Annotated in this window: 13 protein-coding genes and 1 pseudogene; 8 read left to right on the top strand and 6 right to left on the bottom strand. The window is 63.6% G+C overall.

Annotation, left to right across the window (positions count from 1 at the left end; genetic code table 11):
• Positions 1-138: pseudogene (locus QCE64_RS14330) on the bottom strand (succinate dehydrogenase, cytochrome b556 subunit); the annotation flags it as partial.
• 220 nt (positions 139-358) lie between these two features.
• Between QCE64_RS14330 and QCE64_RS14325 the strand changes: the two are divergent.
• Entirely contained in the window at positions 359-1,255 is an 897-nt protein-coding gene (locus QCE64_RS14325; RefSeq protein WP_309920482.1) for a LysR family transcriptional regulator, read from the top strand.
• Positions 1,256-1,412: 157 nt separating this feature from the next.
• Here the strand turns inward: QCE64_RS14325 and QCE64_RS14320 are convergent, their stop codons facing one another.
• Both QCE64_RS14320 and QCE64_RS14315 read right to left on the bottom strand, forming a co-directional pair.
• Positions 1,413-2,360 carry a TauD/TfdA family dioxygenase gene (locus QCE64_RS14320; protein ID WP_309931899.1) on the bottom strand — a complete coding sequence of 316 codons (948 nt, stop codon included), beginning with the start codon at positions 2,358-2,360 and terminating at the stop codon, positions 1,413-1,415.
• Between the two features lie 131 nt (positions 2,361-2,491).
• On the bottom strand, positions 2,492-4,678 hold the full coding sequence (locus QCE64_RS14315) for a TonB-dependent siderophore receptor (RefSeq protein ID WP_310004438.1): 2,187 nt from the start codon (positions 4,676-4,678) through the stop codon (positions 2,492-2,494).
• Between the two features lie 234 nt (positions 4,679-4,912).
• Between QCE64_RS14315 and QCE64_RS14310 the strand changes: the two genes are divergently transcribed.
• Entirely contained in the window at positions 4,913-5,743 is an 831-nt protein-coding gene (locus tag QCE64_RS14310) for a class I SAM-dependent methyltransferase (RefSeq protein ID WP_310004436.1), read from the top strand.
• 71 nt (positions 5,744-5,814) lie between these two features.
• Here QCE64_RS14310 and QCE64_RS14305 read toward each other — a convergent pair whose 3' ends face one another.
• Both QCE64_RS14305 and QCE64_RS14300 read right to left on the bottom strand, forming a co-directional pair.
• Positions 5,815-6,198 (bottom strand): DUF1801 domain-containing protein, encoded by a 384-nt coding sequence (locus tag QCE64_RS14305; protein ID WP_309931894.1) that lies wholly within the window; start codon positions 6,196-6,198, stop codon positions 5,815-5,817.
• Between the two features lie 60 nt (positions 6,199-6,258).
• Positions 6,259-6,798 carry a DUF4142 domain-containing protein gene (locus QCE64_RS14300; protein ID WP_310004434.1) on the bottom strand — a complete coding sequence of 180 codons (540 nt, stop codon included), beginning with the start codon at positions 6,796-6,798 and terminating at the stop codon, positions 6,259-6,261.
• A gap of 256 nt (positions 6,799-7,054) precedes the next feature.
• Between QCE64_RS14300 and QCE64_RS14295 the strand changes: the two genes are divergently transcribed.
• Genes QCE64_RS14295 through QCE64_RS14280 form a run of 4 tightly spaced genes read left to right on the top strand, consistent with a single transcriptional unit; the run spans position 7,055 to position 9,650 of the window.
• A complete protein-coding gene (locus QCE64_RS14295; RefSeq protein ID WP_309920463.1) occupies positions 7,055-7,375 on the top strand; it encodes a DUF6566 family protein in 321 nt (106 codons plus the stop codon).
• A gap of 41 nt (positions 7,376-7,416) precedes the next feature.
• Entirely contained in the window at positions 7,417-8,454 is a 1,038-nt protein-coding gene (locus QCE64_RS14290; RefSeq protein WP_310004432.1) for a Dyp-type peroxidase, read from the top strand.
• On the top strand, positions 8,447-9,250 hold the full coding sequence (locus QCE64_RS14285) for a family 1 encapsulin nanocompartment shell protein (protein WP_309920458.1): 804 nt from the start codon (positions 8,447-8,449) through the stop codon (positions 9,248-9,250). The genes QCE64_RS14290 and QCE64_RS14285 overlap by 8 nt, the downstream gene beginning before the upstream one ends.
• A gap of 19 nt (positions 9,251-9,269) precedes the next feature.
• Positions 9,270-9,650, top strand: coding sequence for a TraR/DksA family transcriptional regulator (locus tag QCE64_RS14280; protein ID WP_309920454.1), 381 nt, complete (start codon positions 9,270-9,272; stop codon positions 9,648-9,650).
• Here the strand turns inward: QCE64_RS14280 and QCE64_RS14275 are convergent, their stop codons facing one another.
• Positions 9,651-10,316, bottom strand: coding sequence for a TetR/AcrR family transcriptional regulator (locus tag QCE64_RS14275; protein ID WP_309920451.1), 666 nt, complete (start codon positions 10,314-10,316; stop codon positions 9,651-9,653). It abuts the gene before it with no gap.
• Between the two features lie 190 nt (positions 10,317-10,506).
• Between QCE64_RS14275 and QCE64_RS14270 the strand changes: the two genes are divergently transcribed.
• Positions 10,507-11,634 carry an HlyD family secretion protein gene (locus QCE64_RS14270; RefSeq protein ID WP_309920448.1) on the top strand — a complete coding sequence of 376 codons (1,128 nt, stop codon included), beginning with the start codon at positions 10,507-10,509 and terminating at the stop codon, positions 11,632-11,634.
• Positions 11,627-13,192 carry an MDR family MFS transporter gene (locus QCE64_RS14265; RefSeq protein ID WP_310004430.1) on the top strand — a complete coding sequence of 522 codons (1,566 nt, stop codon included), beginning with the start codon at positions 11,627-11,629 and terminating at the stop codon, positions 13,190-13,192. Before QCE64_RS14270 ends, QCE64_RS14265 begins: the two co-directional genes overlap by 8 nt.
• Positions 13,193-13,200 lie beyond the last annotated feature (8 nt).

Raw genomic sequence — 13,200 nt, 5'->3', positions numbered from 1 at the left:
CAGACACACGAAGAGCAGCAGGCCGCTCACGCGATGCAGGATGGAGACCTTCCCCGCCAGCGGCAAGCGATACTTCGCGAGTTGGCCGATCCCGATGTTGCGGAACTCCGGCCTGGGTTTCTTTACAGCTTCAGCCACGGTAGACCCCTTCCCTATTCTGTTTTGACGTATCGCGCGAAGCCGATGCTCACCACGGGCGCGACTCGTCCTGCCTGATGCGCTCGATGAGCGACCGGCGATGTATTCGTGGGGAGACGTTCCAACCCGCGCACTGCGCGACTGGCGGTATTTTGTCGCGGGATTGATATACTGTCCAATATCTATCTCGTCTTTCTGAAATACTTTTTATAGATATCGGATGGAACTGCGTCATATCCGTTATTTTCTGGCCGTCGCCGAAGAGCGCAACGTGACGCGCGCGGCCGAGCGGCTCGGCATCGGGCAACCGCCGCTCAGTCAGCAGATTCATGCGCTGGAAGACGAAATCGGCGTGCGTTTGTTCCGGCGTACCGGTCACGGCGTCGTGCTGACCGAAGCCGGCGAGGCCTTCGCCGCCGACGCCAAGCGTCTGATGACCGACGCGCGACTCGCCGTCGAGAAGGCGCAGAGTGCGGGGCGTGGAGAGATCGGGCAGTTGAACATCGGCTTCACGGGATCGGCGGCGTTCAATCCGGTGGTGTCGAAGCTCATCCGCTCATATCGGCAGGCGTATCCGAACGTCACGTTGACGCTGACCGAAGGCAACACGGCGCAGTTGCTCTCGCATATGGACGACGGCCGTGTCGATGTCGCCTTCGTCCGGCTCGGCAGCCAGTCGCCCGCCGGGGTGCAGATCCATCACATCGCCGTCGAGCCGATGCGGATCGTGCTGCCCGCCACGCACCGGCTCGCCAGGAAACGCAAGGTGCCGCTGTCGGCGCTGGCTGAAGACGCCTTCGTGATGCTGCCGCGCGAAGCCAGCCCTACGCTGCACGATGTCATCGTCGGCGCATGCCGCGAAGCGGGCTTCGAACCCATCGCCGGGCAACAGGCGCCGCAATTGTCCTCGGTGGTGAATCTCGTCGCGGCGGAGTTCGGGGTGTCGCTGGTGCCGGCATCGGTGTGCCAGATCCAGGTCGATGGCGTGGCTTATACCGATTCGCTCGACAGCAACATCTCCATTCGCCTTGCACTGGCGTCGCGCATCGACGCCACGCCGGCCAAGACCGCCAATTTTCTCGAGATCGCGCGGCAGGTTGCTGCGGCTCGCGCTTGATGCACGCGTCGTTGTAATGCTTATGAAAGTTGCATTCGCAACTATCGCGTCGCCCACGCTTGCAAGACAGCTTTATATAAATTGGCGAAGCGAATTCGTGGGCGCCGAAAAATAGACAGTTAGTTGCTCGGTAGTCGAGTGACGAAATGCGTGTCGGTCAATTCAATGCGACCGCTGCTGCCGCGCCCACCGGTGAACCTTGGACCGCCACCGATGCGCGCCCGTCCGGACCGATCGGCACATCGCCGACGAGCGTCGTGCGATATAGCTGGCGATCGAAGTCGAGGTCGAAGATATCGGTCGGCGCGAGGTGCGCGGTCGTGCGGTTATCCCAGAAGGCGATGCTGCCCGGCTCCCACTTGAAGCGCACCGTGAACTCGGGACGCGTGACGTGTTCCCACAGCAGTTCGAGCAAGGCCTGGCTCTCGCGCGGCGCGAGATCCACGACATGCTTGAGAAAGCCCGGGCTCACATACAACGCGCGCTCACCGGTTTCGGGATGTACGCGCACAAGCGGATGTTCGCTGACGAGGATGTGATCGTCGACGGCCTTCCTGAATGCATCCGTCCCGCTCGCCCCTTGCGGCGGCGCAAAGCGATGCACGCCGCGCAGTCCGTCGATGAACCCACGCAACGGCGCGGACAGCTTCTCGTAGGCTATGACGAGGTTGGTCCACTGCGTGTCGCCGCCATAGGGCGGAATGGTTTCGCCGCGCAGAATGGAGGCGAACGGCGGATTCACGGCGGCCGTGACATCGGTATGCCAGCCGGTCCATGGCCGCACGAGCGATGGGCCGTCGAAGCGCGTGGCCTTGCGAAACTTGGAGATCGAATAGATTTCCGGGTGGCCTTCAACATGGCCGAACACCGGATGACCCACTGTGAGTTCGCCGAATTGCGCGGAGAACGCCACGTGCTGGGCATGCGTGAGGAACTGCTCACGGAAGAAGATGACGCGCCATTCGAGCAAAGCGGCACGCAACGCCTTCACCTGATGGTCAGTCAGAGGCCGCGTCAGATCGACGCCGGCGATTTCAGCCCCGATATGCGCCGATAACGGCTTGACCGTCACACTCGATACATCAGCGTTGGCGACTGCGTTCACTGTGATGCTCCTGTCGATAGAGCGATCAATGTACAAGCCGCCACTTCTCACGCGAACCAAGAAATCCCGCTACGGATAGCTTGGTTTGCGATAAGCGCCGGGCCGGCGCTCACGACGTTCCGGTTCAGGCTTTACCAGTGATAGTTCATGCCCGCGAAGACCTGGCGTCCATAACCGAAGGCACACCACGTTCCGTAATAGCACGATGCGACATAGCGCTTGTTGAACAGGTTTTGCGCGTTCACATAGAGCTCCGCGCCCTTCAACTGGGTAGCAGCGCGGCCGAGGTCATAGCGCAGCGTGGCATCGACGAGGAAGAAGCTCGATACCTTGAAGCTGTTGTCGCTGCTGTAGGTCGTGCCCGTGTAGCGTCCGCCCGCACCCATCGACAAGCCCGCCACCGGTCCGCGATTGATCGTGTAGTACGCCCACAGCGAAGCCTGGTTCTGCGGCACGGCAGGCAGGAACTTGCCGTCGAGCCCGCTGTTGTCCTTCGTGTACTTGGTGTTGAGGTACGTATAGCTTGCGGTGAGGTTCAGCGAATCCGTGAGACTGGCTTTCGCTTCGAGTTCCACGCCGAGCGAACGTGCTTCACCCACTGCGGACTGGAAGTTCGGGTTGCTGGCATCGACGGTCAGCAGGTTCTTGCGCGTCAGGTCGAACAGCGCAGCCGAGAAGAACGCGTTGTAGCCCTTCGGCTGGAACTTCACGCCGATCTCGTACTGACGGCCCTTCTCCGGCGAGAACTGATTGCCGTTGATGTCGGTGCCGACCTGCGGCGTGAACGATTCGGTATAGCTGACATACGGCGCGATGCCGCTGTCGAACACATACGACAGACCGGCGCGGCCCGTGAAGGCGCGGTTGAACTGATGCGATTGCACGCCGTAGGTGGTGTTGTTCGAGTCGCTGCTTGCCCAGTCCTCGCGTCCGCCGAGCGTCAGGACCACGTGACCCCAGCGCACTTGATCCTGCGCATACACGCCGTACTGGGTGCCGCTCAGCACCTGGTGATAGCGGTCGGGCGGCGTGATCGTCTGGTTGTAGTTCGGCGCGTACATGTCGAGCGGCGGCGCGACGCCGAAGCCCGCATCGAAATTGCTCGCATAGTGCTGGTAATCGAAGCCGAACAGCACAGTGTGATCGATCGGCCCGGTCGAAAAGTTGCCTTCCACCTGATTGTCGATCGCAAAGGTGTTCAGGTTGTCCTTCGACGCCGCCGTGCCGCGATCGAGCGTGCGCAAATCGTCTTCGAGCTGGCTCGCATACACGCTCTTGTAGTCCTGCGCGACGTGCATGAAGCGCGCGTTCGAACGGAACGACCAGGTATTCGTCAGCTTGCGTTCGAACTTGTAGCCGATCGACTCCTGAACCCGGTTGAAGCTCTCGAAGTTATGGTCGCCGTCGTAGAAGTCGCTCGGCAGCTTGCCGTTCGGGTTGTAGAGCACCGTGCCTTCCGGCGGCACGCTGCCGTACGACGTGGCGCGCGGATCGTGCTGATAGAACCCGAACAGCGTAAGCGACGTCTTCGCATCCGGGCGCCACGTGAACGACGGCGCAATCGCAATGCGCTTGTTCTCCGTCGACTGCACCTGCCCGTCTTCGGAACGCGCGATGGCGGTCAGGCGATACAGATAACGCTCATCGCCGCCGATCGGTCCCGAGAAATCGAACGTGGCCTGCTTGTGCGCGTAGTTGCCGAATTCGACGCCCACTTCGTGCAACGGAACGACCGTCGGCATCTTGCTTTCCTGATCCAGCAGGCCGCCCGCCGCGGCCTGACCGTACAGCACCGAGACCGGTCCCTTCAACACCTCGATACGCTCGAGCAAGTACGGATCCACCTGCGGAGTCGCGTACCACGAGTTGTCGAGCATCTTCAGCCCGTTCCAGTATTTGTCGGCGTCGAAGCCGCGCACTTTCAGCAAGTCATAGCGCGTCGCAATGCCACCGCGCGTCTCCGGCGTCACGCCGGACACGTAGCGCACCGCCGCATTCAGCGTCTGCGCGTTCTGCTGATCCATCTGCTGACGCGTCACGATGGACACGGACTGCGGCGTTTCCAGCAGCGACGTGCCGGTCTTGAGCGCCGTCGATTCCTTCGCGACATAGCCGTTCGTCGGCCCGTACGGCTGATCCGGATTCTCCGCAGTCACCTTGACGGCCGGCAGGGTGGCGTCCGAAGGCGCGGGAGCGGAAGCGTCGTTGGCTGTGCCATCGGTGGACTGTGCGTAGGCCAGCGGTGCAACGGCAAACATCAGCAGGGCGGCGAGTTTCAGCGGCCGCATGGCCACGGCATTCCATTCAGTTTTCTTCATACTCATTCTCTTGTCGTCACGCGCAAATGCGAATCGTTATTATTTCGGCCGAATTGTCGCCTTTCATTGCCTTTTTGTAAACATTCGTTTCCGCTTTTTCTCAGTCTTCCGTTCAGCTTTTTCCGGAAGGAAATCGAAAGAAACGGGACGCGACCGGATAGTGACTAAGATGAAATCGGGCGCCTCTGAATACGCGGGCAGCCCGCATCGGATACGCACAGTCGAGGTCCGCCGATGAACTCCACGCCTTCTTCTTCCACCGCCTACGTGCTCGGCCACTCAGATCCCGAAATGGAGCGGCTCGACCATCAGGCACGTTTCATCAGCGATCTCACCGAGGACGTCCTGCGGCGCGCGGGCCTCGCTCCGGGCATGCGCGTGCTGGACCTGGGATGCGGCGCGGGCGATGTCTCGTTTCTTGCCGCGGCGCTCGTCGGGACGAACGGCAGTGTGCTGGGCATCGATCGGTCACCGGAGATCATCGACAAGGCGCGCCGGCGCGCGGAGCACGCGCATCTGAACCACGTGCGCTTCGAAGCCGGAAGCGTGACGGACGTGGATATCGTCGGCGAGGTGGATGCCGTGATTGGACGGCTGATCCTGCTGCACTTGCCCGATCCGGCCGCGACCTTGCGCCGGCTCGCCGCGCAAGCCGGCAGCGGCACGCTGTTCGTGTTTCATGAAATGGACATGAGCACCGCGCGTTCGCTGCCCGAGGCGCCGCTGTGTGCGCAAGGCACGCGCTGGATCATCGAAACCTTCCGGCGCGCGGGCGTGGACACCGAGATGGGTGCGAAACTCTTCAAGACGTTTCGCCAAGCAGGCCTGCCCGATCCGCAGATGCTGCTGTCGGCACGCTTCGAAGGCGGCCCGGACGCGTTCACCTACCGCTATCTCGCGGAGGTGCTGAGAACTTTGTTGCCGCTTGCCGAACGGTTCGGCATCGTGGAAGCGAAGGCGGTGGACATCGATACCTTTGCCGAGCGCCTGCGCGATCAGGTAGTCGCGCTCGAAGGCGTCGTGCAGCCACCGGCGTTCATCGGCGCCTGGGCGCGGCTGCCCTGAGCGTGCGTTGAGGGCAACCCCGAACGCACCCCCGAGCGCATCCCGAGCGCATCCCGTGCGCACCCCGAGCCTCAGGCGCTGCCCTTCTTCCTCGCCTTGCCCTGGTTGTATTCGATCGCCGCTCGCACGAGATCCCGCAGCGCGCGCGCCTGGACCTTGCTGCCTTCGAAAAAGTCGATCGCGCGCCGCTGGTTGCCTTCGAGACCTGCGTTGAAGAGGCGGTCCGGATCCGCGAGATGCGCGCCGTTCGCAAAGGTCAGCTTGACCTTGTCCTTGTGCGCATTGCCCACGGCGATCATGCCGTCGCGATACCACACCGGACTGCCCATGTACTTCCATTCCTCGACGATCTCGCCATCCGCCGCGAGAATGGCCTTGCGCACGTTCGCCAGCATTTCGCCGCGCCAGTCGTCAAGGCCTGCAATCAGTTGATCGATTCGTTCCGAATTTTTCATGAACGCGTCTCGGTTTTTAATTGTGCAAAAACGCAGACAGCATGACGTGCGCGTCGAACGTCATCGCCGCAGTCCACGGCTGCCGATCAGGATCTTCAGCCGCTGTGCCTGATCGAGTTGCAGAATGAACGAAGGCCGCATGCGGGCGAGGAGCGTCTTGACATCGGCGTTGCCTGTCGTGCGGATGCCGTCGTCGACGGTATTGACGAGTTGGCCCAGATAGCCGGTCTCGCGCTCCAGATAGAGGTCATCGAAGTCGTACATGCTCGACGCGTCGAGCCGGGCGAGGTCCGCCTGGCTCTGCTTCGTCATCGCGTTGCTCGTCGCACTGCGTTGCGGCTGCGAGCCGGCGCTGCCGGTCAGCGCGACGATCTCCTGCTGCATCTGCCCATGCTCCGTGATGATGCGTCGCGCATAAACCTGCACGCTCTTCGACCCCGATCTCTGCAAGGCCAGTTGCGCCGTCGCGATCTCGGCCTGATTGGCGACGAAGACAATGCCCAGCCGTTGCTCTTCGCTCAGATGTCCGTCCGCAGCCTGGGCGCGCGTCATGAATAGCGGCAGCGCGAGCAATGTCATCAACACACCCCGGCGTTTCATAAAAATTCTCCCGAAGTTCAATCATGTGCAATGCCGCGCGACGACGGCGTGCATTTCCGCAATCATGCCTTCAACTAAACCTTCAACTAAACCGATAGGATGAAGCGCCCGATCCCGCCACCCTGCAGTCTGCAATATGCACCACACAGACTTGAGGTACCCTCGATCCGTGTTTCGCGGCCGGCCAAAACAGCGCAGCCCGGAACGCACCCAGCGCCGCCCGAATCGTATGATCGTAACCGCATCGGAGGAACAGATGGACTCTGCCCTTGACGTGTATGCCGGCCATGAAATCTCCATTACGACACGGCGCAACGAGCGCGGCGCCTGGGTCGCCGATTTGACCGTCCGTCACGACGGCCAGTCGTCCTTCACATGGCCCGAAACCGTGCAGCCCGAATGGCGCACCTCCGACGAAGCGGTGCGCGACGGCATCGAGCGCGCCCGCCGCATGATTCGCCAGCATCTCCAGCACCCTGATGACCGCTCGTGGCTCGCCACGCGCCGTCACGCGCAGACCTGGTTCAGCGCGGAAGCCGAACGCCTGTCCGGCAATGTCTTCGCACACACGAAGTGAGCTTTCCGATCAACCCCATCAAGTAAATAATATCTTCCCCGATGCCCACACCCGAACCGCAAGCCGTCTGCAATCCGATTTCCCGAAGTGCGATCTTCCTCGTCGCCACCGTGGCGCGCGGCGAAGACAAGGCCGATGTCGTCCGCTCATGGTGCGGCGACATCGCGGCGCTGGTCCGCGCGGTCGGCATGCGCGCGCCGGCCGCGAACCTGTCCTGCGTGTGCGGCTTCGGCTCGGACGCGTGGGACTTCCTGTTCGGCGCGCCGCGTCCCGCGCAACTGCATCCGTTCATTGAAATGGGCGCGGGCGAGCGTCGCGCCATCGCCACGCCGGGCGACATCCTGCTGCACATCCGCGCGGACCACATGGACCTGTGTTTCGAACTGGCCTCGCAACTGCTCGCCAAGCTCGGCGACGCGGTCATGGTGGTCGATGAAGTGCATGGCTTTCGCTACTTCGACCTGCGCGACATGGTGGGTTTCGTCGACGGCACCGAGAATCCGCAGGGCCGCAGCGCGATGGAGTACACCATCGTCGGGGATGAAGATGCGCCGTTCGCCGGCGGCAGCTATGTGATGGTGCAGAAGTACCTGCATGACCTCGCGGCGTGGAATGGCCTGACGGTGGAGCAGCAGGAGCGGATCATCGGCCGCGAGAAGCTCTCCGACGTCGAGCTCGACGATTCGATCAAGCCCTCGTGCTCGCACAGTTCGCTCACGACGATCGACGAAAACGGCCGCGAGGTGAAGATCCTGCGCCACAACATGGCCTTCGGACGTCCGGGCGCGAAGGAGTTCGGCACCTATTTCATCGGCTATGCGCGCGCGCCGAAGCCGATCGAACAGATGCTCGAAAACATGTTCGTGGGCCGGCCGCCGGGCAATTACGACCGCCTGCTCGACTACAGCCGCGCCATCACCGGCGGCCTGTTCTTCGTGCCTTCCGCGGACCTGCTCGACGAACTGCCCGACCGCAGCCCCTCCGAATCCGTAGCTTCCAACGCGGAACCCGAACCGGGCAAGCGTGGCGAAGGCTCCCTGAACATAGGCTCACTCAAAGGAACGTCACAACATGAATAACCTGCATCGAGAGCTCGCGCCGATCGCAAGCGCCGCATGGTCGCAGATCGAAGCGGAAGTCGCCCGCACCTTCAAGCGCTCCGTCGCGGGGCGGCGTGTGGTCGATGTGAAGGAGGCCGGCGGCAGCGCGCTGTCGGCCATCGGCACCGGACATCAGAGCGCGATCGCCGCACCCGCGCAAGGCGTGACGGCGAAGCTGCATGACGTGCGCCGGGTCGTCGAACTCACCGTGCCGTTCACGTTGCAGCGCGAGTCCATCGACAGCGTCGAACGCGGCTCGAACGACGGCGACTGGCAACCCGCCAAGACCGCCGCGAGCGATCTCGCGCGCGCGGAAGACAGCGCGATCTTCGACGGCTACAAGGCGGCGGGCATCGTCGGCATACGCGAGGGCAGTTCGAACGATGCGACGATGCTGCCCACCAACGTCGCCGACTATCCCGTCGCCATCAGCCAGGCGCTGGAGAAGCTGCGGCTCGCGGGCGTCGACGGCCCCTATTCCGTGCTGCTCGGCGCGGATGCCTACACGGCGCTGGCCGAAGCAAGCGATCAGGGCTATCCCGTGATCCAGCACATCAAGCGCATCGTCAGCGGCGACCTGGTGTGGGCTCCCGCGTTGCAGGGCGGCTGCGTGCTGTCGACGCGCGGCGGCGACTATGAGTTGTATCTCGGACAAGACCTGTCGATCGGCTACACGAGCCATACCGACACCACCGTCCAGCTCTACCTGCGCGAAACGCTGACCTTCCTGATGCTGACGAGCGAGGCGTCCGTGTCCATCGCCACGGGCGAATAGCGTTCAAAGGAGCACGACCATGGCCATCAACCAGAGCGGTTTGACCGACGACTACATCGCGCAGCAACGTGCACGGCTCGAAGCCATGCAGCATGATTTGCTCGGCACCGAGGAAGGCGGCATCGCCGGCGAGCGGCGCCAGCAACTCGAGCATGGTTCCGAGGCACGGGAATTCGAAGACGAAGCGCAGCGCATGGAACAGGACGTCGCGAATCAGGCATTGCGCGACGTGAACGATCAGCGCATCGGCGACATCCAGCGCGCGTTGCAAAAAATCGCCGAGGGCACGTATGGCCTGTCCGATGAAAGCGGCGTGCCCATTCCAAAGGCGCGCCTCGATGCGATGCCGGAAGCCATCCTGACCGTCGAGGAACAGGAGCGGCGCGAAGCGGGCCGTTAATTACTTCGATACCGCCGCCTCCACCGCCGCCAGATACGCCGACAACGCCCGCTCCACCTCGCGCAGATAACGCTGCGCGAGCTGCACGTCGCCCATGGCGGGGCGCAGCTTGATCGCCAGCGCGCCGCCCGCCAGCGCGCGGATCATCTCCACATACAGCGCGCGCTCGGCGGGCTTCACATGCGGCATGCGCGCATCGAGCACGCGGCGCAGCATGTCGGACTTGCGCTTGCCCTTCTCGTCGTCGTGCGGCATCACCGACATCAGGATCAGGCAATCCGGATGCTGCTCGAAGTAGCGGATGTGCGGACTCATGATGCGCTCGATCACCGCCGCCGGCGACAACGCCTTCCACGTCTCCGTATCGGTCTGCGCGAGCTCGTCCTCGAGTTCGCCGAACGCGGCAATGTGACGATCCCACAACGCTTTCAACAAGCTGTCGCGGTCCGGAAAAAAGTGATACATCGAGCCGATCGGCGTCTGCGCCTGACGCGCCACGCCATGCATCGTCACGCCCGTGAGCCCTTTCTCGACGATCAGTTCCGCCGTGGCATCGAGCACCGCCTCGATGCGCGCACGCCCGCGCGCCTGCAACGGCGAACGGGCCGCGCTGGTCCGTTCCGGATCTTGCAGTTCGCTTTCATTGCCGGACCGGGGCTTCTTCATTCATGTTCCTTGTTTCGTTCCACAATTTTACGAACTAGACGCTGGCGTCTAGATTCATGCATACTAGACGCCATCGTCTAGTTTGGCGAGTGCAATGCAACCGGCATCTTGCCGCAGGCGCGCTCGCCGTTCTGCTCGTCATCGAAGGCTACCGCACCCAGGCGGCAGCGCGAAAGCTCCCGGAGAAAACATGTCTGTCACAGCGCCCACGCACGGCGACCAGCCCGCTGACGCGGCCCAAGGCAAATCGTCACGCAAGCGCCTGCTGATCGCGGTCGGCATCGTTGCGGTCGTGGCGGGCATCGCGTGGGGTGCGCGCTGGTGGACGGTGGGCCGCTTCATCGAAACCACCGACGACGCCTATCTCAAGGCCGACAGCGTGACCATCGCGCCGAAGGTGAGCGGCTACATCACGGAAGTGCTGGTCGGCGACAACCAGACCGTCGCTGCGGGCGCGCCGCTCGCGAAGCTCGACACGCGCCAGTACCAGGCCTCGCTGGATCAGGCGCAGGCCACGCTCGATGCCCGCGCCGCCGACATCCAGCGCGCCCAGGCCGAACTCACGCAGCAGCATGCCAACGCGGATCAGGCGAAGGCGCAGGCCGAAGTGGCGCGCGTCAGCCTCGCGCACGCGGAAGACGACGTGAACCGCTATCGCCCGCTGGTGGCGACCGGCGCCGAGAGCGCCGAGCGTCTCACGAGCCTCGTGTCCACACGCGATCAGGCGCGCGCCACGCTGACCGCGAATCTCGCGGCGGCGCGCGCGGCGGCGACGCAGATCGGCGCGACTGAAGCGCAGATCGCCCAGGCGCGCGCGCAGCTGGAAGCGGCGCAGGCGCAAATGGATCAGACGAAGCTCGACCTCAACGACACCACGCTGTTCAGCCCGGTGGCGGGCCGTGTCGGCGATCGCACGGTGCGCGTCGGCCAGTATGTGCAGCCCGGCACGCGGCTGATGACGGTGGTGCCGGTCGAGTCGGTGTATCTCGAAGCAAACTTCAAGGAAACGCAGGTCGGCCGCATGCGCATCGGGCAGCCGGCGACGCTGCACGTCGACGCGCTGAAAGGCACGGACCTGCATGGCGTCGTCGAGAGCTTCGCGCCCGGCACGGGTGCGCAATTCGCGCTGCTGCCGCCCGAGAACGCCACCGGCAACTTCACGAAGATCGTGCAGCGCGTGCCGGTGCGCATTCGTGTCGATACCGGTCCGGAGACGCGCAAGGTGCTGCTGCCGGGCCTGTCGGTGACGGTCGACATCGACACGAAGTCCGCCACCGACGACAGCAAGCGCATCGCCGACGAGAATCGTCATGAGTGAGTCGCACGCACGCGCGAGCGCCACCGACTGGATTGCGGTGACGGCCGGCGCACTCGGCGCGCTGATGGCCACGCTCGACATCTCGATCACCAACTCGGCGTTGCCGCAGATCCAGGGTGAGATCGGCGCGACCGGCACCGAAGGCACCTGGATCTCGACCGGCTACCTGATGTCCGAAATCGTGATGATCCCGCTGGCTGCGTGGCTCACGCGCGTGTTCGGCCTGCGCAACTTCCTGCTCGGCAATGCGGTGCTGTTCACGCTGTTCTCGGTGATGTGCGGCTTCTCCCATTCGTTGCCGATGATGGTCGCGGGCCGCATCGGCCAGGGCTTCACCGGCGGCGCGATGATCCCGACCGCGCAGACCATCATTCGCACGCGGCTGCCGCGCGAACAGATGCCGGTCGGCATGACGATCTTCGGTCTGATCGTGCTGCTCGGGCCCTTGCTCGGCCCCGTGCTCGGCGGCTGGCTCGCGGAAAACATCTCGTGGTCATGGTGCTTCTTCGTGAACGTGCCGGTGGGCATCGCGCTGGTTGCGCTGCTGGTCACCGGACTGCCGGCCGAGAAGTCGCACTGGGAAGCCTTCCTGAAGGCCGACTGGATCGGCATTGCGGGACTGGCCATCGGCCTGAGCTCGCTCACGGTCGTGCTCGAGGAAGGCCAGCGCAATCAATGGTTCGAGTCGAGCGAGATCGTCACGCTCACGTGCGTGACCCTCTTCGGCATGTTGCTGATCGCGATCTCGCAGTTCATCGCGAAGAAGCCCATCGTGCGGCTCTCGCTGCTGCGCAATCCGCGCTATGCGAGCGTCATCCTGATCGTGTTCGCGGTCGGCGCGGGGCTCTATTGCGTGTCGTTCCTGCTGCCGCAGTTTCTCAGCATCGTTGCGGGCTATAACGCGCTGCAGTCGGGCGCGATCATGCTGGTCTCGGGCGTGCCGGCCTTCCTCATCATGCCGGTATTGCCGCGCCTGCTGGGCAAGGTGGACTTTCGCGTGCTCGTCATCATGGGCCTGCTGTTCTTCGCGGGAAGCTGCCTGCTGGACATCTCCCTGACTGCGCAGAGCGTCGGCCATGACTTCTTCTGGTCGCAGATCCTGCGCGGCTTCGGACAGATGCTCGCGATGATGCCGCTCAATCAGGCGTCGATGGCCGCCGTCTCGCGCGAGGAATCCGGCGATGCCGCGGGCCTCTACAACATGGCGCGCAATCTCGGCGGCTCGGTGGGACTGGCGATCATCGGCACGGTGATCGACCGGCGCAACGACTTCCATACCGCCGCGATCCGCGAATCCGTGACGGCCAATTCGGTGATCGCGCAAGAGCGCATGGCATCGAGCGCCGCCAGCTTCTTCGCGCAGGGCGGCGACATGGCGCACGCGAAGATGCAGGCACTCGGGCAGTTGTCGGTGCAGATCGGCCAGCAGGCTGTTGTCATGACCTACTCCGAGACTTTTTATATTTTGGCGATCGCGCTGCTCGCATGCCTGCCGCTCGCGCTTTTGCTCAAGACGCCGCGCGCGCAAGCCGGCGAGACGCCCTCAGCGGGCCACTGATCGTGATG

This window comes from Caballeronia sp. LZ043, from assembly GCF_031451075.1.
Classification (GTDB): domain Bacteria; phylum Pseudomonadota; class Gammaproteobacteria; order Burkholderiales; family Burkholderiaceae; genus Caballeronia.
This window is presented reverse-complemented; position numbering and strand designations above follow the sequence as displayed.